The organism is Cloacibacterium normanense (assembly GCF_003860565.1).
Taxonomy (GTDB): Bacteria; Bacteroidota; Bacteroidia; order Flavobacteriales; family Weeksellaceae; genus Cloacibacterium; species Cloacibacterium normanense.
In genome coordinates, this window is the sequence record NZ_CP034157.1 from 831,986 (window position 1) to 857,333 (window position 25,348).

Below are 25,348 nucleotides of genomic sequence, written 5' to 3' on the forward strand. Positions count from 1 at the left end.
TTGTTTTTTTTTAGCGGTTGCTAGTTTTTTATGCTTTGCTTTTATGGGATTAGCATAATTCCACAAAATTTTAATTTTCCATTTTCTTTTATAAAAGTCAATAGCGCACCAGCACCTTCAAATCCTGTTTTAGAATCTGGTTTGGCTGTTTGAAAGCCTAGAGTATATTGTTGGTTTTCAGAATCATAATTGATTTTGCTTTTTCGTAAACTTTTATATTCTAAAAAAGGAATAATGTATTTTAAGTAGTTTGTAATTTGTTTGTTACTAATGTTAGATTCTAATAAATCAGTTTCACAAAGTGAACAATAAAAATTCTCACAAAAAAAATCAGAAATTTGAATTTCACTCAAACTTTTATTTTTGTAATTTTTTTGTATTGTTTTTACATTGCTTAAAATCTCCTTTTTAATTTGTATTAGGTTTTCTTGTGCTTGATATAAAAAACAGATTGAAAAACAGATTAGAAATAAAATTCGTTTTGTCATTTTTAGCAGTTTTTGATAGTAATGAGTATAAATCCAAATATACAAAAGTTTCAGAGAAGTATAATTTCGGAATCTAATATCTCTGCTTAATGTTAGTCTCGTGTCAGTCTCGTGTCAATCCCGTGTCAATCCCGTGTCAATCCCGTGTCAAACTAGTGTTATTAAAAAGCCGGTAAATGTTTTTATTTTTAAAGATTGTTGATGAATAAGATTTATATTTTTAAAATTTCTTACAATAAGTTTTCTAAAATCTAGAGTCTCAAAATGATTTCATTATCAATGTTTTAACGAATTGTTAATCTTGTATCTTCATACTTCCATCTTCCAATTTTTTTCACTACTTTTGCACCTTCAAAAAATATATATGCAAAATATCAGAAACATCGCAATTATTGCCCACGTAGACCACGGGAAAACCACATTAGTAGACAAAATTATCCATGCTACTAATGTTTTCAGAGATAATCAAGAATCTGGAGATTTAATTATGGATAATAACGATTTAGAAAGAGAAAGAGGAATTACCATTCTTTCTAAAAATATTTCGGTTACGTATAAAGATACTAAAATTAATGTAATCGACACTCCTGGTCACGCCGATTTCGGTGGTGAGGTAGAGCGTGTTCTTAAAATGGCAGATGGTGTTATTTTGTTGGTAGATGCTTTCGAAGGACCTATGCCACAAACTCGTTTCGTTTTGCATAAAGCTTTAGAATTAGGGCTTAAGCCTATTGTAGTTATCAATAAAGTAGACAAAGAAAACTGTCGTCCAGACGAAGTTCATGATAAAGTTTTTGATTTATTCTTTAACCTAGATGCTACCGAAGAACAGTTAGATTTCCCTACTTTCTATGGTTCTTCTAAGCAAGGTTGGTTCAATACTTCTTTAGAACCTACAGATAATATTTTACCAATTTTGGATGGGATTTTACAATATGTTCCAGCTCCAAAAGTAGAAGAAGGGAACTTACAAATGCAAGTAACTTCTCTAGATTATTCTTCATTTTTAGGAAGAATTGCAGTAGGTAAAGTAACCAGAGGTTCTATCAAAGAATCTCAGTGGATTGGTCTTGCACAAGAAAATGGCAATATCCTTAAAGGAAAAGTTAAAGAATTATATATTTTTGAAGGTTTAGGCAAGAAAAAAGTTACAGAAGTTCAAGCAGGTGATATTTGTGCAGTAGTAGGTTTTGATGCGTTCCAAATTGGAGATACTTTCGTAGATTTAGAAAATCCAGAACCATTGACTAGATTGTCTATTGACGAGCCTACGTTGAACATGACATTCTCTATCAACAATTCTCCTTTCTTTGGTAAAGACGGTAAATATGTAACTTCTAATCACTTGAAAGAAAGATTAGAAAAAGAATTAGAGAAAAACTTAGCATTAAGAGTTGAACAAACCGAAGATGCAAATACTTTCTTAGTTTTTGGTAGAGGTATTCTTCACTTATCTGTTTTAATTGAAACGATGAGAAGAGAAGGTTACGAGATGACGATTGGTCAGCCACAAGTAATTCTTCACGATGTAGATGGAGAAAGCCACGAACCATACGAAAGTTTAGTAGTAGATGTTCCAGAAGAATATGCTTCTAGAGTAATCGATTTAGCTACGCAAAGAAAAGGTGACCTTCACATTATGGAAACCAAAGGAGAAATGCAACACATGGAATTCGAGATTCCTTCAAGAGGTTTAATCGGGTTGCGTTCTCAAATGTTGACGGCAACTGCTGGTGAAGCGATTATGGCGCACAGATTTACAGATTATAAACCTTTCAAAGGAGCGATTCCGGGAAGAAATAATGGGGTTTTGATTTCTAAAACACAAGGTCCTTGTACAGAATATTCTATCGCGAAATTACAAGATAGAGGTAAGTTTTTTGTAGATCCGGGCGAAGAAATCTATGCAGGGATGATTATTGGTGAGCAAAACAAACCAGGAGACTTAGTCGTAAATATTGTAGAAGCAAAACAATTGAATAACATGCGTGCTGCTGGTAAAGATAAAGACGGAAACATTGCTCCAAAAATCTTATTTTCACTAGAAGAATGTATGGAATACATTCAAGCAGACGAATGTATTGAAGTTACTCCAAACTTCATCAGAATGCGTAAAAAAATCCTTTCTGAAGAAGATAGAAAACGTGCGGAAAGAAACGCGAAATAATTATATTTAAAAGTTCCTTTTTTTAAGGAACTTTTTTTGTAAAATTTGAATACAAACACAATGAAATACATCTTAAGAATTACTTGTTCCGATCAAAAAGGCTTAATTTATAAAATCTCGAATGTCCTTTTCGAGGAAGGTTTTAATGTAGAAAGAAATGACGAATTTGTAGATGCCGAAAAGAATCATTTCTTTATGAGAACAGAGTTTTCTGGCGATTGCAAAGTAGAAGAATTGAAAAATAAACTTCAAAATATTTTGCCAGAAGATGCCAAACTAGAATTGTCTCTTAAAAAAGTGAAAAATGTAGTAATTTTGGTGACTAAAGAACACCATTGTCTTTCGGATTTATTGATCAGAAATGAATTTAATGAAATGAATTTCAATGTTTTATCTGTTATTGGTAATTATGAATTGCTGAAAGATTTAACCCAAAAATTCAATGTTCCTTTTCATTACGTTCCCGCAGAAAATATTTCTAGAGAAGAACACCAACAAAAAATTGCAGAAATTCTAGAAAACTACGATTTTGATTATATCGTTTTGGCGAAGTTTATGAGAATTCTTACACCAGAATTTGTGAAAAAATTCAAACACAAAATTATCAACATTCATCATTCGTTTTTGCCAGCATTTATTGGTGCAAACCCATACAAACAAGCCCACGAAAGAGGTGTGAAAATGATTGGCGCCACTTCACATTTCGTAACCGATGATTTAGATGAAGGTCCAATTATTTATCAAGACATCATTAAAGTAAATCATTCTCAAAACGCAAAAGATTTAGCCAAACTTGGCAAAGAAGTAGAGAAAAAAGTTTTAGCAGAAGCTTTGAAATTGGTTTTCAATGACAAGGTTTTTATTGATGAAAATAAGACAGTGATTTTTGAGTAAATATTTTATTGTAAATTAAAGATTTATAGTAGCTGAATTAAAGATTTGAATATAATATTCAATTTAAAACGTTATCTTTGCAAACCTTTAAATTATTGGTTCAGAAAAACTTTGAACCTTAAACCTTAAACTTTGTACCTTATATATGAAATGTGGAATTGTAGGTTTACCAAACGTAGGTAAATCAACCTTATTTAACTGTTTAAGCAACGCCAAAGCACAATCTGCTAACTATCCGTTTTGTACAATCGAACCTAACTTAGGAACAGTTTCTGTACCAGATCCTCGTCTTTTTGAGTTAGAAAAATTGGTAAATCCAGAGCGTGTTTTACCAGCAGTAGTAGAGATTGTAGACATTGCAGGATTGGTAAAAGGCGCTTCTAAAGGGGAAGGTTTAGGAAACCAGTTTTTGGCAAATATCAGAGAATGTGAGGCAATTATTCACGTTTTAAGATGTTTTGATAATGGAAATATCGTTCACGTAGAAGGTTCTGTAGATCCAATGAGAGATAAAGAAATCATCGACATAGAACTTCAGTTAAAAGACCTTGAAACACTTGGTAAAGCAGTTGAAAAAGCTAAAAAATTCATTAAGTCTGGTAAAAAAGAAGATATTTTAACGTACGAAACGCTTCAGAATTTACAAAAATTTGTAGAAGATGGTAAAAATGTTAGAGAATTCCCTACAGATGATTTAACTCAATCTATTATTGATGAGGTTCATCTTTTAACCAAAAAGCCAGTACTTTACGTTTGTAACGTAGATGAAAATTCTATAAAAAACGGAAACGAATGGATTGCTAAAATCGAAGAAATGGCAGCTAAAGAAAATGCTGAAGTAGTAGTTTTAGCAGCACAAATCGAAGCTGATATCAATGAACTGGAAACTTTCGAAGAAAGACAAATGTTCTTAGAAGAATTAGGTCTTGAAGAACCAGGAGTAAACAGACTCATCAGAAAAGCATACGATTTACTGCACCTTCAAACGTATTTTACAGCGGGAGTTAAAGAAGTAAGAGCTTGGACAATTGGTAAAGGTTGGACTGCTCCACAAGCTGCTGGTGTAATTCACACTGATTTTGAAAAAGGATTCATTAGAGCAGAAGTTATCGGTTATGATGATTTCGTGAGCTATGGTTCTGAAGCGAAAGTAAAAGAAGCTGGAAAAATGAGAGTAGAAGGTAAAGAATACATCGTGAAAGATGGTGATGTAATGCATTTCCGTTTTAACGTGTAAATTTTTATAAAGAAAAACATAATTATATTAAATCGAGCAAAGTAATTTGCTCGATTTTTTTTGTAACGATTTCAATGGTTTCAAAACTAATTGTAAAAATAAAAAAATGAACAATCACGAAATAGACTACAAAATTCACGGAGAAGAATTGCAATGCGTTGAAATAGAATTAGATCCACAAGAAGCAGTGATTTCTGAACCCGGAAGTTTTATGATGATGACAGATGGTATCCAAATGGAAACTCTTTTTGGCGATGGAACAGAAACTGGTGGATTATTAGGAAAATTATTCTCTGCAGGGAAAAGATTGTTGACAGGAGAAAATCTTTTCATGACAGTTTATACCAATACTTCTTATCAGAAAAGACAAGTGACCTTTGCTGCGCCTTATTCTGGGAAAATTATTCCTCTAGATTTGTCTGATTTAGGTGGAAAAGTGATTTGTCAGAAAGACAGTTTTCTTTGTGCTGCAAAAGGTGTTTCTGTAGGGATAGAATTTCAAAGAAAATTAGGAACTGGCCTTTTCGGAGGAGAAGGTTTCATTATGCAGAAACTAGAAGGAGACGGAATGGCTTTTGTGCACAGTGGTGGTTATGTGGTAGAAAAAGTCTTACAACCCGGTGAAATTTTAAAAATCGATACAGGTTGTATTGTAGCGTTCACTCAAACTGTTTCTTACGATATTCAGTTTGTTGGCGGAATTAAAAATACCATTTTCGGTGGAGAAGGTTTATTCTTTGCACAATTACAAGGTCCAGGGAAAGTTTGGATTCAGACGCTTCCTATTAGCAGATTGGCAAGCAGAATTTTACAATATGCAGGTCCTTCTGGAAGAAGAGAAGAAGGAAGTGTGTTAGGAAAATTAGGAAATATGCTCGATGGAGACGGATTTTAATATTTAACTATTGATTTCAAAAATAAAAGCGAACTTTTTAAGGTTCGCTTTTTTATTTTAATCGCAATTTCCATCGATGTCACAAGAATCTCCAGAATTGATGAGTTGTAAACCTTTGTCACCGCTAGAAAACTCTTCCCAAGTTTTTTCTAACGCTTCTAAGAATAATTCGGGTTGTTGTGCACCAGAAATTCCATATTTGTCATTAAGCACAAAGAAAGGAACTGCATTAATTCCTAATTGTGCAGCCAATTGCATATCTTGTTTTACGAGATAACCTAATTCATCAGATTGTAAGGCGTTTTTAGCCTCATCTTCAGTGATTCCAATAGATTTTGCCAACTGAATCAATGTTTCCTCATCATCGATGTTTTTTCCGTCTAAAAACTGTGCTTCAAAAAGCGCTTCTTCCATTTCATTGGCTAAATTTTTAGTTTTTGACAACTGAATCAGCAAATGTGCTTTGTAAGAATTAGCTACTTTAGAATCATCAAAATTAAAGTCGATTCCCGCTTCTTTTCCAGCCATTGCTGCACCTTCATGCATGGCTTTTGCTCTTTCTATGGTAATTCCTTTCGCTTTCGCAAAATATTCATAAGGATTCACATCTGGCTGAGTTACCAATTGTGGGTCTAATTGAAAACTGTGCCAAGTGATTTCTAATTTTTCGGCGTAAGGAAATTTTTCTAATGCTTTTTCAAATTTCTTTTTTCCTACAAAGCAAAACGGACAACGAACGTCGCTCCAAATATTTATTTTCATAATTTTCCTAATTTGAGCTACAAATATAGTTTAGTTTAAACGCTATTGCATTGATGTATGATAAATTCTCACTAAAAAAACTTTTCCACAAAATTTCTTCCATAAATTTAGTTTCGTTAAATTTGTGAGTTATTGGTTTTAATTAACTTTCACGCGGTAAAGCAGGAAATATATGAGTGAGAATCTACAGGTAAATTATTCAGAAGAAAACATACGAACGCTCGATTGGCAGGAACACATTCGTCTTCGTCCTGGTATGTACATTGGGAAACTAGGAGACGGTTCTTCTGCAGATGATGGGATTTATATTTTATTAAAGGAAATCATTGATAACTCTATCGATGAATTCCGTATGAAATCTGGAAAAAGAATCGAAATTAAATTAGATGAAGGTAAAGTAACCATCAGAGACTTTGGTCGTGGTATTCCTTTAGGAAAAGTAGTAGATGCGGTTTCTAAAATGAATACGGGTGGTAAATATGATTCTAAAGCATTCAAAAAATCTGTAGGTCTTAATGGTGTAGGTACTAAAGCGGTAAATGCACTTTCAGATTATTTTAGAGTGCGCTCATTCCGTGATGGAAAAATGAAAGTGGCAGAGTTTTCTAAAGGAAATATCACCGAAAATCATCCTGAAACCGATACTTCAGACAGAAACGGAACCGAAATTTCTTTTATTCCTGATTACAGTATTTTCACGCATTTTAAATTCAGAAAAGAGTACATCGAAAGAATGCTTCGCAATTACGCGTATCTGAATCCAGGTCTTAAAATTATCTTTAACGGAGAAACGTATTACTCTGAAAACGGATTAAAAGACCTGTTGGAAGAAGAGTTAGAAGGCGAAATTCTTTATCCAATCGTTCACTTGAATGATGAAGACATAGAACTCGCGATTACCCATTCTGATAAATCACAAACCGAAACCTATTTCTCTTTCGTAAACGGACAAAACACTACACAAGGTGGAACGCACCTTAATGCTTTCCGTGAAGCGTATGTAAAAACGATTAGAGAATTTTTCAACAAAAACTTTGAAGCAGCAGATATTAGAAAATCTATTATTGCAGCTATTTCGATTAATGTAGAAGAACCTGTTTTTGAATCTCAAACCAAAACTAAACTCGGCTCTAACGATATTGGCCCAAATGGTCCTTCTGTAAGAACTTTTATTATTGATTTCTTAAAAAATAAACTCGATAATTTTTTACACAAAAATCCAGAAGTTGCCGAAGCAATTTTAAGAAAAATCATCATTTCTGAAAGAGAAAGAAAAGAACTTTCGGGAATTCAGAAACTGGCAAGAGAAAGAGCGAAAAAAGTTTCGCTTCACAATAAAAAATTGAGAGATTGTAGACAACACTACAATGACCAAAAAGCGTCTAGAAAATCTGAAACCATGATTTTCATTACTGAGGGGGATTCTGCTTCTGGTTCTATAACCAAATCAAGAGATGTAGAAACTCAAGCGGTGTTTTCATTGAAAGGAAAACCTTTGAACTGCTATGGTTTGACCAAGAAAATTGTGTATGAAAACGAAGAATTTAACCTTCTTCAAGCTGCGCTGAATATTGAAAATAGTTTAGAAGATTTACGATACAATCATGTTATCATTGCTACCGATGCCGATGTAGACGGAATGCACATTCGATTGTTGATGATTACGTTTTTCTTACAATTTTTCCCTGATTTAATTAAAAATGGACATTTGTATATTTTACAAACGCCACTTTTCAGGGTGAGAAATAAGAAAGAAACCAGATATTGCTATTCTGAAGAAGAACGATTGAAAGCACTGAATGAATTAGGCAAAAATCCAGAAATTACCCGTTTCAAAGGTTTGGGAGAAATTTCACCTGATGAATTTAAACATTTCATAGGGAAAGATATTCGTCTAGAACCAGTAGTCATTGGTAAAGACAGCACCATTAATGATTTGTTAGAGTTTTACATGGGTAAAAACACTCCAGACAGACAAACTTTCATTTTGGAAAACTTAGTGGTAGAAGATCCAGATATTGATAAAAAAGAGGTTCTGAACGACGCATCATAAAAACAATAAACTAAAAACCAACCAATGAGATTAAGCAATAGAAGTAGAATACCTATTTATAATTTTGTCCTTACATTAATTAATGTATTGATTGTGATAGGTTTAGCTGGTTTTATTTTAGAAAAGACCAGATTGGCAATGTTCGGTAACGAAAGTATATTATTTGTCCTGCTTCCTGTTTTATTGCTGATTCTTTTTTTGATGAGAGGCAGACAGATTTTCGAGTATGATAGTGATGGAGAAGCGGTAAATTTTAAAAATCGAAATATCATTCCTTTCCTTAGCAAAGAGATTAGAGATGAGTTTCCCAAGTATAAAATTCTCTCTTATGAAGTGGTAAATGCTATTTTTTTTAAAAAACTTTTTGTTAAAATAAAAAGCCGAAAAGAGCATCATCAAGCAATTATTTTGAAGTATGACATCTCATATCTTACGGATAAAGAAATAAAAGATTTAAAATTTTCTTTGAAAAAAATTATAAAGGCTAATAAAGAAGCAAACAGAGAAGGTAAAACGCAAGGTTAATAATGGAAGGACACGAGCACAAGGAAGAATCCTTAAAAAAAGTATCAGGTTTATACAAAGATTGGTTTCTAGATTACGCTTCTTACGTAATTTTAGACAGAGCCATTCCGTCTATTTATGATGGTTTTAAGCCAGTACAGCGTAGAATTATGCATTCTATGCGCGAATTAGAAGACGGTAGATATAATAAAGTTGCCAATATTGTAGGAAATACCATGAAATATCATCCTCATGGTGATGCTTCTATTACGGATGCAATGGTACAAATTGGTCAAAAAGAATTGCTCATTGATACCCAAGGAAACTGGGGAAATGTCTACACAGGAGATTCTGCTGCTGCAGCCAGATATATTGAAGCAAGATTGACTCCTTTTGCTTTGGAAGTGGTTTTCAACCCGAAAACTACAGAATGGAGCAAATCTTATGACGGTAGAAATAATGAACCGATTGACTTGCCTGTAAAATTCCCGTTGCTTTTGGCTCAAGGTGTAGAAGGTATTGGGGTAGGACTTTCTACCAAAATTATGCCTCATAATTTTAATGAATTATTGAGTGCATCTGTAGCTTATTTGAAAGGCAAAAAATTCGAACTCTATCCAGATTTTCAAACGGGAGGTTTATTAGATGTAAGCAATTATAATGATGGTCAACGTGGCGGAAAACTTCGTACCAGAGCCAGAATTATTCAAAAAGATAAAAATACACTTTGCATTACCGAGCTTCCTTTTTCTAAAAATACAGGAGATTTAATAGATTCTGTAATCAAAGCCAACGAAAAAGGGAAAATCAAAATCAAAAAAATTGAAGACAATACTTCTGATAAGGTAGAAATTAATATTCATTTAGCGAATGACGTTTCTCCAGATAAAACCATCGATGCGTTATACGCTTTCACCGATTGCGAAGTTTCTATTTCGCCGAATGCGTGTGTTATTGTAGGCGACAAACCAGAGTTTCTTTCGGTTTCTGAAATTCTAAGAAGAAATACAGACCACACTGTTTCTTTGCTGAAAAAAGAGTTGGAAATAGAACTCCACGAACTCGAAGAAAAGTGGCATTTTGCGAGTTTAGAGAGAATCTTCATTGAGAACGAAATTTACCAGGAAATTAAAGGTAAAAATTCTAAAGAAGAAGTCTATGAAGCAATTGATAAAGCGCTGAAACCTTTCATTAAAAAACTGATGAGAGCTATTACGGTGGAAGATATCATCAAGTTGACAGAACTTCCTTTCATGAGAATTTCTCGTTATGACAGAGATAAAGCCGAAGAAAATATCCTCGCTTTAGAAGGTAAAATGGAACAGGTGAAACATCACTTGGCGAATCTGATTGCTTATGCCATCGATTATTTTACCAATATTCAGAAAAAATACGGAAAAGACAAAGAGCGTAAAACAGAACTTAGAGTTTTTGATAACATCGATGCTACCAAAGTCGTTTTGGCTAACGAAAAATTCTATGTCAATAGAGAAGAAGGTTTCATAGGGACTTCGCTTAAAAAAGACGAATACGTTTTTGATTGTTCTGATATTGATGACATCATCACCTTCCAAAAAGACGGAACCATGAAAGTGGTAAAAGTAGAAGCCAAAACGTTCATCGGAAAAAATATTGTACACGTTGGCGTTTTCAAAAAAGGAGACAAACGTACCGTTTACAACATGATTTATCGTGAAGGAAAAGAAGGGCCTTACTACATGAAACGTTTTTCTGTAACGGGTGTTACCAGAAATACAGACTATAAATTGGCTTCAGACAAAAAAGGTTCAGAAATGTTGTATTTTTCTGCCAATCCAAATGGTGAAGCAGAGACGGTAACTGTTTTATTGAAACCAAATTCTAGAGTTAGAAAAAATAAAATTGAGATTGATTTCTCAGAATTAGCGATTAAAGGAAGAGATTCCAGAGGAAATCTCGTAACCAAATACGCCGTGAAGAAAGTCGATTTAAAAGAAGAAGGCGTTTCTACTTTGGCTCCTAGAAAAATTTGGTTTGATGATACGGTTCGTAGACTGAATGCAGACGGAAGAGGTACATTATTAGGCAGTTTCAAAGGTGATGACAAAATCTTAACCATAAATCAAAATGGTGAAGCCAAATTGGTGACTTTTGACTTGCTTAATCGTTTTGATGATGAATATTTAATTCTCGAAAAATGGAAGCCAGAACAGCCGATTACGTGTATCTATTTTGATGGCGAAAAAGGAATCTATTTTATCAAACGTTTCTTGCTGGAAAACACTACAAATGTTCAGCATTTTATGCCAAGTGAACATCTAAAATCTTTCGTAGAATTTGTGGGAACTTCTGATGGTTGTACTGCAGAAATTATCTTCCCGAAAGATAAATCAGGCAAAGAAAAAGAGCCAGAAATCATTAATATTGATGAATTTATCGCCGTGAAAGGTATTAAAGCCATCGGAAATCAGTTTATCAAAGAGAAAGTAAAATCTATTAACATCACTATTCCAGAACCTTTGGAAGAAGAAATTATTGTAGCAGAGGAATCTGAAAGTGAAGAAGCTAATGCAGATTCTGAAGTTAATGAAATTCCAGAAGAAGGTCAAATCGGAGATTTATTCTCCATTGATGAAAATAACGAATAATTAAAAAAGTATGCATCCAATATTATTAATAATCTTAGCCATAACTGTAATTATCAGTATTATGGGATTCCAAAATATTCAACTTTTTGAAAAATATAAGTTCAATGTTTCGGCGATACAATACAGAAAAGAATACATCAGATTGCTTTCTGCAGGTTTTCTTCATGCAGATTGGGGACATTTGTTTTTCAATATGTTGACGCTGTATTTCTTTGCACCAATCGTTTTATATGTATATGGTGTTTCAGGATTTTTGTTGGTTTATTTAGGGTCAATTGTTATTGGGAATTTATTTTCCTTGTATTTGTATAAAAGACAAAGTTGGTATTCGGCAATTGGAGCAAGTGGTGGTGTTTCTGGGATTTTATTTGCAGCAGTAGCTTATGCGCCTAACGAAATCGAAGTAAATTTCTTACCAGGTTATATTTTTGGAGCTTTGTATTTTGGATATTCGGTTTACATGATGCTTAATCCAAGACCGCATGATAATATTGGTCACGCTGCACATTTAGGTGGTGCTGCTTTTGGATTGGTTTATGCAGTTGCACTAGAACCAGAAATTGCCATGAATAATGCAGTTTATTTGCTTGTGATGTCCCTTCCTTTGATTTACATGAGCTACCAAGTTTTTGTGAAGAAGAAAATTGGGTAGATTCTAATTAAAGAATTCAAAAATAAAGAAATAGTAAGTCGGATTTTGTCCGACTTTTTTATTATAAATAATCTGCAAAATTTGCTTAATCAGCGAGAGAAATTACTTTCTTCCCATCACAAATCTATCGTTTCCAGATAAATCTTTTACCAATTCGCTTTCTGAGAGATTTTTGAATAATTCAAGCGTTTCATTTCCTAATTTTTGATTGATTTCAAGGAAAAATAAACCGTTTTCATTGAGATGATTTTCACAGTCTTTTGCAATTTTTCTGTAGAAAATAAGTGCATCAGAAGTTGGTGAGAATAGTGCAATATTGGGCTCAAAACCTTTTACAGAATCTTCGATTTCCGTATTTTCATCAATGCCAATGTAAGGAGGATTAGAGATGATTACATCATATTTTTCGGTCAAATCTGTATTCAGATAATTTGCTTTTAAAAATTTAATTTCAGTTTGATGAAAGTATGCATTTTTTTGCGCAATTTCAAGTGCTTTTTCAGAAATATCGATTGCTGAAATTTCTGTATCAGGGAAATGTTTTTTCAAAGTAATTGGGATAATTCCGCTTCCTGTTCCAACATCTAATAATTTTAGATTTTGGATTTTAGATTTTAGATTTTTAATTTTTGAAATCGCCAATTCTAGCAATTCTTCTGTTTCAGGACGAGGAATTAAGACGTTTTCATCTACAAAAAATCTATTTCCATAAAATTCGGTATATCCCAAAATCTGTTGATAAGGTTTTCCTTTTTTGAGTTCTTTAGTTACTTTTTCAAATTCCAAAGCCAGATTTTCTACTTTTCTTTCTTGAAAATCTTCTAAGAAATATCGGTAAAGAATTCTGCTTTCTTCTTTGGAATAAATAGTCGTTAAAGCTTCGGAAAACGCGTGGAAATAATCTTGAAATTGCATTTTACAAAATTATATAAATTATCCTAAATATTCTGTAATATGTTTCGGAGCTTAAACTCTGAAATTTGTCAAAAAATAAAAATAATGATTACTAGAATCAAAGAATTACCAGATAACATGGTAGGATTTTTAGCCACAGACGAAGTTTCAGCAAAAGATTTTATAGATGTAGTAATGCCAGAAGTAGAAAAATTTATCGAAAAGAAAGATAAGTTGAATTACATGTTGGTCATCGAAACAGATTTATCCAAATTTACAGCAGGAGCTTGGTTTCAAGATGCAATGTTGGGCGTAAAAACATTAACCAAATGGAACAGAGCAGCCATCGTTTATGATTCTGAAACAGTACAAGATTTTACAGAAATTTTTAGCAAAATTATGATTGGCGAGTTTAAAGGATTTGATAAAAAAGATTACGATACAGCCATAAAGTGGACTTCGGAACAAATTGACCTTTAATTTTTAACATCAAAAACTCTTGCTATGAACGAAAATAAAAATCCTCAAATTACCTTAACCAAAAGCAGTTCTGTTTCGGAAATTCTACTTGAAAACGACAACAATGCTAAAGAAATTTTTAAAAATTTAAAACAAAATCTCTACAACGTAGAGCATTGGAACTTGGTTAAAGACAAGGAACATTGTCATTTTCAACTCTGCAACAAGCATGGAGAAGAAAAAATGGGAAAAATAGAAAATGGCGACCTGATTAGAATCTGCGTTACCGATGAAAACCAGAAAACGACTTGCTATGATTGGTTTCAAATAAGAGATTTAGAAGAAACCAATTTTCCAGACGAACAAATCATTAGTTTTCATCTCAATCCGATGATGAGTTCTCAATTGGTCATTGAAAAAAAGAATAGAAGCAAAAAAAGATTGGCAATAAATTCTTTTTCAATTAGAAGACTGAGAAATAAAATTATTACAGAAATAGAAGAAACTAACGAAATGATTAATCTAGAAACGGTGAATTTTTATCACAAAATCAGAAATCTTTTCTTAGGATTTAATGGAGTTCTAAATATTAAAACGTATTAAACAACACAAATACATTATATCAATCACCAAATCACAAAATTTATGTCAACCCAAAATTTATTTCAAAAAGAAGCTATAGAAAAGCTTAAAGAGCTTTCAGAAAAAGCGAGAACGTGTATGTTTGTGACCGAATTAGACCAATTACCATCCAATTCTAGACCGATGAGTTTGCAAGAATGTGATGATGAAGGAAATCTTTGGTTTATTTCGAGCAAAGAAAGCAATAAAAATATGGAAATCGAAAGAGATCCTAGAGTTCAACTTTATTTTATGAATAATAGCGACAGCGAATATCTTTCTGTATTTGGCAAAGCGTTTATCTATGATGATAAATCTACAATAGAAGAAAAATGGAGTGCTTTTGCCAATGCTTGGTTTGATGGAAAAGATGACCCAAATGTTTCTATTCTGAGAATTGCACCTGAAGATGTTTATTATTGGGATACCAAAGCTGGTAAACTCGTTTCTTTATTGTCATTTGCTACTGCGATTGTTACTGGTAACAAAACCGATAACAGTGATGGAGTAGAAGGACAAATTTCAATCTAGAAGCACTCTACATATATCGAAGTCCGCAATTTATTGCGGGCTTTTTTTTACCATTCAATTAACTTTTCAGCGGTAATAATATATTTTTTAAAAGTAGAACTTTGCTTTTTCTCAAAATTGATGTCAAGTCCCGTAAATTGAGAAAATGCAGGCAAAATAATTTGATTTTCCGAGACTAAAAAGCAAGGAAATTTTAATTTTTGTCTGTTTTGTGCTATTAAGGTAACGCCTGGATGAATATGTCCCCCAATTTGTGGTTTTTGAAGGGAATCTAAAGATTCGTGAGAAAAAATAAGATTTTCGGTTTCATAAATTTCAGTTTCTTCCATTCCGAATTTTTCTGAAAATCTGTCGTGATTTCCTTTCACGAGCAACCATTTTATCGTGTTAAAATCCTCAAACCATTTTCTGAAAATTTCTATTTCAGAATTCAGTTCTGCGTGAAATAAATCGCCAACAATGATTATCTTTTTAGGTTCATAATGTTTGATTACTTTTTGGAGATTTTCTAAATCTTTTTCAATCACACCATTCGGTAAAGCAATTCCGTTTTTTCTGAAATGTGCGGTTTTTCCTAAATGTAAATCAGACAAAATCAAGGATTTTTCTTTGTCCCAAAAAATACTTCGGTATTGATTGAGCTTCAGCTGTTCACCAGCAAAATTTATAGAAATTTCAGAAATCATGTTGCAAAAATACGAGAAAAATTATCGAGAAAAACGATTTCTTTTTTTTGGAATTCCAGCGGTTTTCATTCTTTCGATTCTGGTCAATAAATCTTCACTAGAAAGCGATTGACGAAGACTGTCTACTTTTATAGGGAAACTCAGCGGTGTAAATTGGGTGGTTTTCTCGAATACAATTTTAGAAGCCGAAATTCTCTCAAAAGCTTCTCTTAACCGTACTTCTTCTAACTGGTTGTTAAAAACTTCGGTGTAAGCTTGTCTCAAAAGCAAATTATCTGGTTCGTAATCTTCCAATACCTTAAAAATAAGGTTTGACGAAGATTGAATGCTTTTAAATTTCTTTTTATTGCCGTAATAATTTTGTAAAACCAAGCCAGAAATCACCGCAATATCTCGAAATTTTCTTTTGGCCATTTCCGCAGCATTAATACTTGCCATTACATCTTGAATGAGATTTTCTTTGCTCAATATTTGTTGTAAATGCTTTTTTTCTAATGGAATTGGTTGGTCGCTGCTTAGTTCGAAACCGTAATCATTCATCGCCATGGTAAAAGAAATTGGGAAAATTTTAGAAATTCTGTACGCTACCAAAGCAGACATCACTTCGTGAACTAATCTTCCTTCAAATGGATACATAAAAAGGTGATTTCCGTATTTGTTTTCAATGAGTTCCACCAAAAATTCATCCGATTTCGGAATGTGAGAAACGCCTTCTTGGTCTAGAAGCAACGGTTGTAGAAATTTTAGTTCTTTTTCTTTAGGATTTGGTGAAAGAGAATCGTTCAGTTTTTCTCGTAAAAAATGAGACAAATAGGAAGTCATAGGTAATCTTCCACCTGCATAACTTGCCGCAATTCCGCGTTTTTTTGAGCTTAATTTTACCTGAACTTCTTGCTCTTTGATATTCACAATTTCTAAAACTCTTCCTGCTAAAATAAAAGCATCTCCTTTGTTCAAACGGGAAATAAAAAACTCTTCAATCATGCCAATGTAACCACCACCGAAAAATTTCACTTTCATCATTACATCACTTACAATCGCACCCAAATTCATACGATGAAGCATCGCAATTCTTCTGCTTTTGACTTTATAAATTCCGTCTTCTATGACTACTTTTTGGAATTCTTCATAACTTTTCAGTGATTTTCCACCAATGGTGATGAACTGCAAAATCCATTTCCATTCATCATCTGTCATTTCTCGAAAACAAAAGGTTTCTTTGACTTGTTTTTTGATTTCTTCTTCTCTAAAACCTTCACCAACTGCCAAAGTCACGAGAAATTGCACCAAAACATCAAAAGCTAAAACAACTGGCTCTCTTTTCTCGATTTGATTCTGTTTATGCGCTTCTTTCAACGCTGCCACTTCTATCAATTCCAAAGAATGAGTAGGAACGAAATAAATTTTAGAAGTTTCAAAAGGAGAGTGTCCGCTTCTTCCCGCTCTTTGTAAAAATCTTGCAACACCTTTACTGGAACCGATTTGAATCACGGTATCCACAGGTTTGAAATCTACGCCCAAATCCAAAGAAGAAGTAGAAACTACCGCTTTTAAATAACCCGAAGCTAAATTATCTTCAATCCAATTTCTGAGTTCAAAATCTATCGAACTGTGATGAATCGCAATTTGACCAGCTAAATTTGGATTGACTGCCAATAAATTTTGATACCAATTTTCCGCTTGATTTCTGGTGTTGGTAAAAATGAGAGTAGTCTTGCTTTGGTCGATAATCGGAAGAATTTTTTCTGTCATTTTGCTTCCCATGTGTCCAGCCCAAGGCAAAAGTTCTAATTCATCTGGCAAAACGGAAAGGATTTCTATTTTCTTTTTTTCTTTGGCGAGAACTATTTTTTTTGGAGTTTCATAAGGAACTAAAACGTTTAACGCTTCTTCTAAATTTCCGATGGTGGCTGTTAATCCCCAAATTTTCAAATTTTTAGAAATGCTTCGTAAATGCGAAAGTGCCAATTCTACCATCACGCCTCGTTTTGACGAGAGCAATTCGTGCCATTCATCTACAGCGACACATTGTAGATTTTCAAAAAATTTGGTTTTAGATTTTTGAGCGAGAAGTAAATGCAAACTTTCTGGAGTTACTACCAAAATTTCGGGCATATTTTTGGTCTGTTTTTGCTTTTCTGATGCAGAAATGTCGCCGTTTCTCACACCAACTGTCCAGTCTAATCCAATTTCATTTATAGCAGTTTGCATCGCTTTTGCAATGTCTTTGGAAAGCGAACGAAGTGGAGTGACCCAAAGCAATTGCAGCCCTTTTTTGAAATTTTCTGGATGATTGAGGAAATTATGGATAACAGCTAAAAATACCGAAAATGTTTTTCCAAAACCAGTTGGAGCCACTACCAATCCTGAGAAATTTTGAGCATACAAATCCCAAGTTTCCTCTTGAAAAGAAAACGGTTTTTGACCTTTTTCGTTCATCCAATTTTGGATGATTTGGTAACCTTGGGTTTTATTAATTTTCATTGAATTGCTTTGTACAAGTCTCGACTTGTCCCTACATTATTAAACTTTTTACGGTTTCTATGGTGTCTATTTCTTCTACGGTTTTGTCTTTTCGCCATCTTAAAATTCTTGGAAAACGCACTGCAACACCAGATTTATGTCGATTGCTGTAGCCAATTCCTTCAAAAGCAATTTCGAAAACCAATTCGGGTTTTACGGTTCTCACTGGTCCGAATTTTTCTAAAGAATTATTGCGGATAAATTTATTGATTTCCATAATTTCTTTATCTGTTAAACCAGAATATGCTTTGGCAATGGTGACGAGTTTTTCGCCGTCTTTTATCGCAAAAGTATAATCTGTATAATATGCGCTTCTTCTTCCAGAGCCTTTTTGCGCATAAATGAGTACCGCATCAATCGTGAGTGGAGCAACTTTCCATTTCCACCAATCACCTTTTTTTCTTCCCGCATGATAAATGGAATTTTTACTTTTCAACATTAATCCTTCTGAGTTGATTTCTCTAGATTTTTCACGAATTTCATGAAGTTCTTCCCAATTATTAAAATCGATAATTTCTGACAATCTGAGATTTGAAATTTGAGATTTAAAATTTTCAGCATTTTGAATGAGATTTTCTAATTTCTGTCTTCTAACTTCTAACTTTTCATTCCGTAAATCTTCAAAATCAAGTTCTAATAAATCATAAACGTACAAACCAACGGGAATTTCTTCCATCATTTTTTTAGAAACATTTTTTCGATTCAGACGTTTTTGCAAGTCATTAAAATTGAGAACTTGACCTTCTTTAATGGCTAGAATTTCTCCATCTAAAACGAAATTTCCAGAGATTTTTTTGATGTTTTCTACGAGTTCAGGAAATTGTTCTGTTACCAATTCTTCGCCACGACTCCAAATGAAGATTTCTTCATTTCTTTTGATGATTTGTCCACGAATTCCGTCCCATTTGTATTCTATTTGCCAATCTTTTGCTTCTCCCAGCTTTTCAAGTTCATTTTCTAATGGATAAGCCAGACAAAAAGGGTAGAGTTTTGATGCGTCTGTATTGATGTTTTCGCCATTAATCAATTCAGAAAATTGAGTTTCTTCTACTTTCCATTTTCCGATAATGGTATGCATTAAAGCGTTTTCATCAATTCCTGAATATTTTGAAAGTGCGTTCACCAACAATTTATGAGAAACGCCAATTCTGAAACTTCCGCCAATTAATTTGTTGAAAATTAATCGTTCTTGCATATCAAGGTTTTTCCAGGCATTTGTAACGAATTCTTTTTTTTCTTCATCGGTTTTATCATGTAACGCGATAATTTCTTTCATCCAAACGGAAAGTGATTGGTCAATAGAATTTTCAGAAGGCGGCAGTAAAAGTGCGATGGTTTCGCCTAAATCGCCTACAGAAGCGTAACTTTCTAAAAATAGCCATTCTGGAATTCCAGAAATTTCCATTGCCCAAAGTTTTAGAAAATTGGTTTTTACAGGTCTTTTTGGTCGTTTTCCTGTGAATAGTGCAATCAGCCACAATTTGTCTTCTTCTGTTGCGGTAGAAAAGTAATGTACCAACGCCGAAATTTTGTCGTTGGTCTTATTAGACGTTTCTAACGTAGAAAATAATTGTGAAAATTGCTTCATGTGTTACAATTCTGAATTTGAGTTTTCTTCTTGATTTCCGGGTTCTATATTGTCGTCTCCTTGTTCTTCTTCGCCAAATTTGGTTTTCACCACTTCGGCAGCAATTCCGATTTCATTTAAATATTTTGAGAAAATTTCGGTAGAACCATGAGTTACATATACTTTTTCGGCTTCTGTTGATTTTACCGTTTCTAATAATCCGTTCCAATCGGCGTGATCCGAAATCGCAAAACCGGCATCTGCAGATTTCCAGCGTCTTCTTCCTCTCACTTGCATCCAACCAGAACAAATTGCGGTAGCAGCATTTGGAATTTTTTTAATCATATTCGTTCCCAATAAAGCTGGCGGAACGATTACGATTTGATTTTCTAGTGCTTTTTTATCATCAATTTCTAAAAGTTGAGTTTCTGGTAAAATCAATCCAGTAGAAGTAATAGCCTCATTCAATCGATGAATAGAGGAATGTACATGAATGTTTGCGATTCCTTCTAAAGCTTTCATTAAACGTTGCGCTTTGCCTAGAGAATATCCAAAAAATACAGATGTTTTGTTCATTTTTTGGTTTTCTATCACCCAATTTTGAATTTCTTGGTTGATTTTTTCTACCGATTTCCACTGATAAATTGGCAATCCAAAAGTAGATTCAGTAACGAATTCATTGCATTTTAAAATTTCAAAAGGTGTAGAAATTCCATCATCTTGAATTTTATAATCTCCAGAAATTACCGTCACAAAACCTTTATATTCTAAACGGACTTGTGCAGAACCAACAATATGACCAGCAGGATGAAAACTTAATTTTAAACCGTTGATTTCTAGTGTTTCACCGTAAGCTAAACTTTGAACCGAAATGTCTTCGGAAATTCTTGATTTTAGGATGGGTTTAGTCTCGTGAGTACAAAGATATTCTTGCATTCCCCATCTTGCATGATCTGCGTGAGCATGCGTTATCACGGCTTTCTTTACAGGAAACCAAGGGTCTATGTAGAAATCTCCTTTCTTACAATAAATGCCTTCTCTGCGAAATTCTATCAGTTTCACGATTTTTAAAGTTAAAAAAAACCGATGTTGAAATCGGTTTTTTATGTGAAGTAAAAGTATAAATTATTTTGCTTTAGTATTCAGATTGGTATCTGCAATTTGAGTTAAATGTTCGTCACATTTTTTCTCTTCTTTTAAAGTGGCTAATAATAATTTTAAACTTTGTTTGTATCCTAATACTTTTGCAAATGCTGCGAGTGTACCATAAGAAGCAATTTCGTAATGTTCCATTTTTTGAGCTGCAGCAATGATTCCTGCATCACGTACTGCACCCATTTCAGTTTCTTCCATAATGCCTTTTCCTTCTTCTAATAAGCCTTTCATGGCATCACAAACAGCAGCTTGTGGTTTTTTTCCTAATTCTTTGAAACAGTCTTCAATTCTTTTAATTTGATTTTCTGTTTCTTTCATGTGGTCTTCTAAAGACTTTTTGAGTTCTGGAGAACTTGCATTTTTATGCATTTTCGGCATGTTTTTCAGGAGATTTTTCTCTGCCCAATACAAGTCTTTTAGTCCATCTTCAAATAAATCTGCTAAATCTTTTGCAGCGTCTTTTTTAGCAGGAACTTTTTCTGCTTTTACAGTTTTTACTGCATTAGTTTTAGGAGTTGAAGTTTTAGTTGTCGTCTTTTTTGTTTTTGTAAGAGTTGCCATACTTATCTTTTTTTAAATTAATAATTTGTGATTGTGATATGGCAAATTTCTATCTTTCCAGAGGACTTTTTCTTATATTTTATTTGAAAATTATTATAAAATTACCTTACAAAAACCAATTTTTGGTTTGTTGATAATTCTTCGTTAATCAAATAATTTTCATAGTTAAACGCTTTTACATCATTCAATGTTTTGGCATTGGTTTCAGCGCAAAATCTAGCGACTAAACCTCTCGCATGTTTGGTGTAAACTACGATGGTTTTCAGTTTTCCGTTCGGTTGAGTTTGGTAAAATTCAAAATCTACAACAGGATTGTTGAGTTTTTTTCTGTTGATGACTTTCCCGTATTCATTGCTTGCTAGATTGAGCAATAATTCATTTTTTTTGAGTTCTGCATTGATGTGCTCTGTGATTTTGTCACTCCAAAATTCGTACAGATTTTTATAGTTTTCGAATTCAAAATTTCTGCCCATTTCTAAACGGTAAAGCATTACTTTGTCTGATGGTTTTAATAATCCATACAAACCAGATAGAATTCTATGATTTTTTTGAAGATAATCCACAGCGTCTTTGCTTAAAGTTTTTGTATCAAGACCTCTGTAAACCTCTCCTGTAAAAGCAAAAAGAGCAGGAGCAGATTCTTTGGCAGTTGGTTTGGGTTTCCAAACTTGGTTTCTGTGCCAGTTTTCATCTGCTAATTTCGCGGAAATTTCCATTAATTCTGATAAATATTGTGGACTTTTTTCTTTGAGATAAGAATGAATTAAAGTCGCTTCTTCTATGAATTTTGGAGTGGTAGATTTCAAAAATTCTGTAGAATTTTCTACATTCATCAGTTTTGCTGGAGAAGTAATGATTTTCATGAAAATTTTAAATTAAAACTTTAATTTTTAGATTTTGAATGTTCAAAAATAAGACAAATTTTGATTTTTGCCGACTATTACTATCATAGACGAAAACTGCGCCCCGACTGAAGCGGAACTCTTTTTAAAATTTTTTGATTTTCCGAACTTTTTATATTGAACGAACTGAAAATTTTAAAAAAGTGGGAGCGGAAGGCGGAACTTGGCGCCCAAAGTCTTAGAATGAGATTTTACAGAATTCCTTTTCCTTCTCTCAGGATTTCTGGTTCTCCACTGGTTAAATCTACGATGGTAGAAGCTACGTTATCTCCGTAACCAGAATCGATGACAATGTCCACCAAATGGTCGTATTTCTCTGCAATGAGTTCTGGGTCGGTAGAATATTCTATGACTTCGTCATCATCTTTTATGGAAGTAGACGCGATGGGATGACCTAATTTTTCCACAATTAACTGCGGAATTGGGTGGTCTGGTACACGAATTCCGACTGTTTTTTTGCCTTTGTAAGCCAATGGTAAATTTTTATTGGCTTCTAAAATAAAGGTAAAAGGTCCTGGAATTTTAGATTTTAAAAGTCTGAAAGTAGACGTTTCTATAGGACGGGTAAATTCTGAAAGATGGCTGAGATTGTTACAAATAATAGAAAATTGCGCTTTGTCTAGTGTAGTATTTTTAAGACGAGCGAGTTTTTCCATGGCTTTTACATTGTAAATATCGCAACCCAACGCATAAACTGTGTCTGATGGATAAATAATCAATCCACCATCTTGCAGCGTTTTAATCACCTCATTCATGTAATTTTCTTGAGGATTATCTGGATATATTTTCAGGATTTTTGCCATACTCAAAGGTAAGAAATAAAAAAGAGAATCAAAAATTTTTGATTCTCTTCTTAAGCTTAGTAGCGAGAACAGGACTCGAACCTGTGACCTTCGGGTTATGAGCCCGACGAGCTACCTACTGCTCCATCTCGCGTTATTGTGTTGCAAAGATACGAATAAATTTTAAAATTGCAAATCTTAATTGAAAATTGAATTTAAGGAATTGAAAATGAGCTAGAAAAATTTTATTTCAAGTTTTTTAAAATAAGAAAAAGTAGGCTAATAGAGTAGTGAAAAACACATGAAAACCATTAAAAATCATTCAATATTATTATTTCAATCATTTTCTTTGTCTTAATTTAGCTGAAAATTTTACAATGAAAAAGTTTTTTCTGTTCAGTATTCTTTTACTTTTAGTAACTTGTAGAAATCAAGAAGAAAACAATCCTATAACTCCAGATCCTCCGTTATTTCAACAGGCTTATCAACCGCCTTATTTTCAAACAGATTCTCAAAAATTCATTTATGATATTGATGCTTTGCCCGAAATTACGGTAGAAGTTTCTCTTGTAGAATGGAATAAATTTTTGAATTATTACGACCAAAATCCTAATAATGAAGAATATGTAGCTGGAAAATTCACTTGGGTGAAAAACGGAACTACAGAAATTTTAGATAATATAGGATTAAGATTGAAAGGAAATACCAGCAGAAGAAGACCGGAAGGAAATCCCGGAGAAACGCATAATGCGACCAATCCAGATTGGCATCATGCAAGTTTTACCGTGAGTTTCAAGAAATATAATAAATCCCAACTCTTTCATAATTCTGAAAAAGTGGTGTTGAAATGGTTTAAAGATGATGCCATGTATGCCAGAGAAGTCTATTCTTATGATTTATTTGAGAAATTTGGAGTTTGGACTGCGCCACAATCCAGTTATTGTAAACTTACCATTAAAGTGACTGGAGATAACAAAGCCGCTTATTTTGGAGTTTATCAGTTGCAAGAACCTGTTGACGATGTTTATTTAGCCAATAGAAGTACATTTTTTTCTACGACTGGAAATTTATGGAAAGCAAATTGGGGAGCGAGTTTTAAAGATGCTTCCACTTCGAATATGGGAATTGAAGATGTGACTTTAACGTATACCAATACACCAATTTACGATTACAAAGGAAGTAAATCTAATTTGGAGACAGCCAAAACACAATTAGCAGATTTCATCACGAATGTTAATTCCAAAAATGGAGATGATTTTAAAACTTATATTTCACAAAAAATGGATGTCAATCTGTTTTTGAAAACCTACGCAGTAAATGTAATGGTAGGAATGTGGGACGATTATTGGAATAATTCTAATAATTTTTATTTCTATTTTGATGCTGCAGGAAAATTTTATTTCATTCCTTATGATTATGACAATACTTTGGGAACATCTCTTCTGATGACAGATTCTGGCATTCAGAATCCTTTAACTTGGGGAAAAAGCGACCAAAATCCTTTGGTTTCTAAAGTTCTATCTATCCCTGAATACAAAACACAATACGTAAAATATCTTAATGATTTGATTGACAAAAAATACGATTTATTTTATCTCGATTACAGTCAACAAAGAATTCAAAAGTGGCAAAATATGATTTTCGCACACGTTTCTAATGATACTGGAGAAGATATGACCATTACAGATGTTCCTGCATCTTGGGGAAATTGTGGTTTCTACAGATTAAGAGGCAATAGTTCTACCGATAATTATTTCGTGAGAAAGGCTGCAAGTATTCCCAAAAATTAATTTATTCTATTGTATTTCAGTTTGTTGTAAAAATTTAACAATATTTTAACTAATTTTTTAGTGATAAAAGAAAATCTTTTCTAAATTTGTATCACTAAATAATTAGTTATGATTTCTTTTTTGTTTAACTTGATTTTAGAAATAGTTAATTTCTTCTTATCAATAATGATGTAATGATTATGACAGCAAAAACACTTACAAAAGCAGAAGAACAAGTAATGCAATATCTTTGGGAGCTAGAAAAAGGTTTCTTAAAAGATATATTAGAGCTTTTTCCAGAACCGAAACCTCATACCAACACTGTTTCTACCATTTTAAAAATTTTGATGGAAAAAGAGTTTGTAGGGCATAATGTTCACGGAAGGCAACACGAATATTTCCCGCTTATTTCTAAAGAAACCTACAGCGGAAAATCCATAAAAAGTTTGGTTAAGAACTATTTTGAAGGTTCTTACAGAAACGCAGTTTCATTTTTGGTAGAAAAAAATGAGATGAGTGTAGAAGATTTAGAAATGCTTCTCAAAGAACTTAAAAAATAATGAGTAAGAAGTGTAACAGCTTCATTATTTGCAATTACTTATTAATCAACACTTAAAAA

Annotated in this window: 23 protein-coding genes and 1 tRNA gene; 13 read left to right on the forward strand and 11 right to left on the reverse strand. The window is 33.2% G+C overall.

Annotated features, from left to right (window positions below; all coding sequences use genetic code 11):
- Positions 1-41 precede the first annotated feature (41 nt).
- Positions 42-488, reverse strand: coding sequence for a hypothetical protein (locus EB819_RS03845; RefSeq protein ID WP_069798188.1), 447 nt, complete (start codon positions 486-488; stop codon positions 42-44).
- Positions 489-852: 364 nt separating this feature from the next.
- On the opposite strand from EB819_RS03845, the gene typA reads away from it, so the two are divergent.
- The 4 genes from typA (at position 853) to EB819_RS03865 (ending at position 5,681) form a co-directional block, all read left to right on the forward strand.
- Positions 853-2,655, forward strand: coding sequence for a translational GTPase TypA (typA, locus tag EB819_RS03850; protein WP_069798190.1), 1,803 nt, complete (start codon positions 853-855; stop codon positions 2,653-2,655).
- 60 nt (positions 2,656-2,715) lie between these two features.
- The gene (purU, locus tag EB819_RS03855) at positions 2,716-3,549 is read left to right on the forward strand and encodes a formyltetrahydrofolate deformylase (RefSeq protein WP_069798192.1); all 834 of its coding nucleotides are present in this window, start codon (positions 2,716-2,718) and stop codon (positions 3,547-3,549) included.
- Between the two features lie 145 nt (positions 3,550-3,694).
- Complete coding sequence (gene ychF, locus EB819_RS03860; RefSeq protein ID WP_069798194.1) at positions 3,695-4,786, forward strand: redox-regulated ATPase YchF; 1,092 nt, start codon at positions 3,695-3,697, stop codon at positions 4,784-4,786.
- Positions 4,787-4,892: 106 nt separating this feature from the next.
- A complete protein-coding gene (locus EB819_RS03865; RefSeq protein WP_069798490.1) occupies positions 4,893-5,681 on the forward strand; it encodes a TIGR00266 family protein in 789 nt (262 codons plus the stop codon).
- 57 nt (positions 5,682-5,738) lie between these two features.
- Here the strand turns inward: EB819_RS03865 and EB819_RS03870 are convergent, their stop codons facing one another.
- Positions 5,739-6,443 (reverse strand): DsbA family oxidoreductase, encoded by a 705-nt coding sequence (locus tag EB819_RS03870; protein ID WP_069798196.1) that lies wholly within the window; start codon positions 6,441-6,443, stop codon positions 5,739-5,741.
- Positions 6,444-6,615: 172 nt separating this feature from the next.
- On the opposite strand from EB819_RS03870, the gene EB819_RS03875 reads away from it, so the two are divergent.
- From EB819_RS03875 to EB819_RS03890, 4 genes are read left to right on the forward strand one after another with little or no spacing between them, the layout of a single operon-like run.
- Positions 6,616-8,496 (forward strand): DNA topoisomerase IV subunit B, encoded by a 1,881-nt coding sequence (locus EB819_RS03875; protein WP_069798198.1) that lies wholly within the window; start codon positions 6,616-6,618, stop codon positions 8,494-8,496.
- 24 nt (positions 8,497-8,520) lie between these two features.
- Positions 8,521-9,021, forward strand: a complete 501-nt coding sequence (locus tag EB819_RS03880) for a hypothetical protein (protein ID WP_069798200.1) — start codon at positions 8,521-8,523, stop codon at positions 9,019-9,021.
- 2 nt (positions 9,022-9,023) lie between these two features.
- On the forward strand, positions 9,024-11,627 hold the full coding sequence (locus EB819_RS03885) for a DNA gyrase/topoisomerase IV subunit A (protein WP_069798202.1): 2,604 nt from the start codon (positions 9,024-9,026) through the stop codon (positions 11,625-11,627).
- A gap of 10 nt (positions 11,628-11,637) precedes the next feature.
- Positions 11,638-12,279, forward strand: a complete 642-nt coding sequence (locus EB819_RS03890) for a rhomboid family intramembrane serine protease (protein ID WP_069798204.1) — start codon at positions 11,638-11,640, stop codon at positions 12,277-12,279.
- Positions 12,280-12,381: 102 nt separating this feature from the next.
- Here EB819_RS03890 and prmC read toward each other — a convergent pair whose 3' ends face one another.
- Positions 12,382-13,194 (reverse strand): peptide chain release factor N(5)-glutamine methyltransferase, encoded by an 813-nt coding sequence (gene prmC, locus EB819_RS03895; RefSeq protein ID WP_069798206.1) that lies wholly within the window; start codon positions 13,192-13,194, stop codon positions 12,382-12,384.
- 84 nt (positions 13,195-13,278) lie between these two features.
- Here prmC and EB819_RS03900 point away from each other — a divergent pair, with 84 nt between their 5' ends.
- From EB819_RS03900 to EB819_RS03910, 3 genes are read left to right on the forward strand one after another with little or no spacing between them, the layout of a single operon-like run.
- Positions 13,279-13,653, forward strand: a complete 375-nt coding sequence (locus EB819_RS03900; RefSeq protein ID WP_069798208.1) for a SpoIIAA family protein — start codon at positions 13,279-13,281, stop codon at positions 13,651-13,653.
- A 24-nt stretch (positions 13,654-13,677) separates the two neighbouring features.
- Positions 13,678-14,235: a hypothetical protein gene (locus tag EB819_RS03905; protein WP_069798210.1), complete on the forward strand. Its 558-nt coding sequence runs from the start codon at positions 13,678-13,680 to the stop codon at positions 14,233-14,235.
- Between the two features lie 42 nt (positions 14,236-14,277).
- Positions 14,278-14,784: a pyridoxamine 5'-phosphate oxidase family protein gene (locus EB819_RS03910; protein ID WP_069798212.1), complete on the forward strand. Its 507-nt coding sequence runs from the start codon at positions 14,278-14,280 to the stop codon at positions 14,782-14,784.
- A gap of 47 nt (positions 14,785-14,831) precedes the next feature.
- Here EB819_RS03910 and pdeM read toward each other — a convergent pair whose 3' ends face one another.
- From pdeM to EB819_RS03950, 8 genes are all read right to left on the reverse strand, one after another.
- Complete coding sequence (pdeM, locus tag EB819_RS03915) at positions 14,832-15,470, reverse strand: ligase-associated DNA damage response endonuclease PdeM (protein ID WP_083250155.1); 639 nt, start codon at positions 15,468-15,470, stop codon at positions 14,832-14,834.
- Positions 15,471-15,491: 21 nt separating this feature from the next.
- Positions 15,492-17,954 (reverse strand): ligase-associated DNA damage response DEXH box helicase, encoded by a 2,463-nt coding sequence (locus tag EB819_RS03920; protein WP_074650813.1) that lies wholly within the window; start codon positions 17,952-17,954, stop codon positions 15,492-15,494.
- 31 nt (positions 17,955-17,985) lie between these two features.
- The gene (locus EB819_RS03925; RefSeq protein ID WP_069798214.1) at positions 17,986-19,581 is read right to left on the reverse strand and encodes an ATP-dependent DNA ligase; all 1,596 of its coding nucleotides are present in this window, start codon (positions 19,579-19,581) and stop codon (positions 17,986-17,988) included.
- Positions 19,582-19,584: 3 nt separating this feature from the next.
- Complete coding sequence (locus tag EB819_RS03930; protein ID WP_069798216.1) at positions 19,585-20,622, reverse strand: ligase-associated DNA damage response exonuclease; 1,038 nt, start codon at positions 20,620-20,622, stop codon at positions 19,585-19,587.
- Positions 20,623-20,685: 63 nt separating this feature from the next.
- The gene (locus tag EB819_RS03935; protein ID WP_069798218.1) at positions 20,686-21,276 is read right to left on the reverse strand and encodes a YciE/YciF ferroxidase family protein; all 591 of its coding nucleotides are present in this window, start codon (positions 21,274-21,276) and stop codon (positions 20,686-20,688) included.
- Positions 21,277-21,377: 101 nt separating this feature from the next.
- Complete coding sequence (locus tag EB819_RS03940; protein ID WP_069798220.1) at positions 21,378-22,139, reverse strand: YaaA family protein; 762 nt, start codon at positions 22,137-22,139, stop codon at positions 21,378-21,380.
- Positions 22,140-22,369: 230 nt separating this feature from the next.
- Positions 22,370-22,981: an L-threonylcarbamoyladenylate synthase gene (locus tag EB819_RS03945; RefSeq protein ID WP_069798222.1), complete on the reverse strand. Its 612-nt coding sequence runs from the start codon at positions 22,979-22,981 to the stop codon at positions 22,370-22,372.
- 60 nt (positions 22,982-23,041) lie between these two features.
- A tRNA-Met gene (locus EB819_RS03950) sits at positions 23,042-23,114 on the reverse strand.
- 223 nt (positions 23,115-23,337) lie between these two features.
- Between EB819_RS03950 and EB819_RS03955 the strand changes: the two genes are divergently transcribed.
- Both EB819_RS03955 and EB819_RS03960 read left to right on the forward strand, forming a co-directional pair.
- Positions 23,338-24,750: a CotH kinase family protein gene (locus tag EB819_RS03955; RefSeq protein WP_069798225.1), complete on the forward strand. Its 1,413-nt coding sequence runs from the start codon at positions 23,338-23,340 to the stop codon at positions 24,748-24,750.
- A gap of 179 nt (positions 24,751-24,929) precedes the next feature.
- Positions 24,930-25,289 carry a BlaI/MecI/CopY family transcriptional regulator gene (locus EB819_RS03960; RefSeq protein WP_069798227.1) on the forward strand — a complete coding sequence of 120 codons (360 nt, stop codon included), beginning with the start codon at positions 24,930-24,932 and terminating at the stop codon, positions 25,287-25,289.
- The last annotated feature ends 59 nt before the right edge of the window (positions 25,290-25,348 follow it).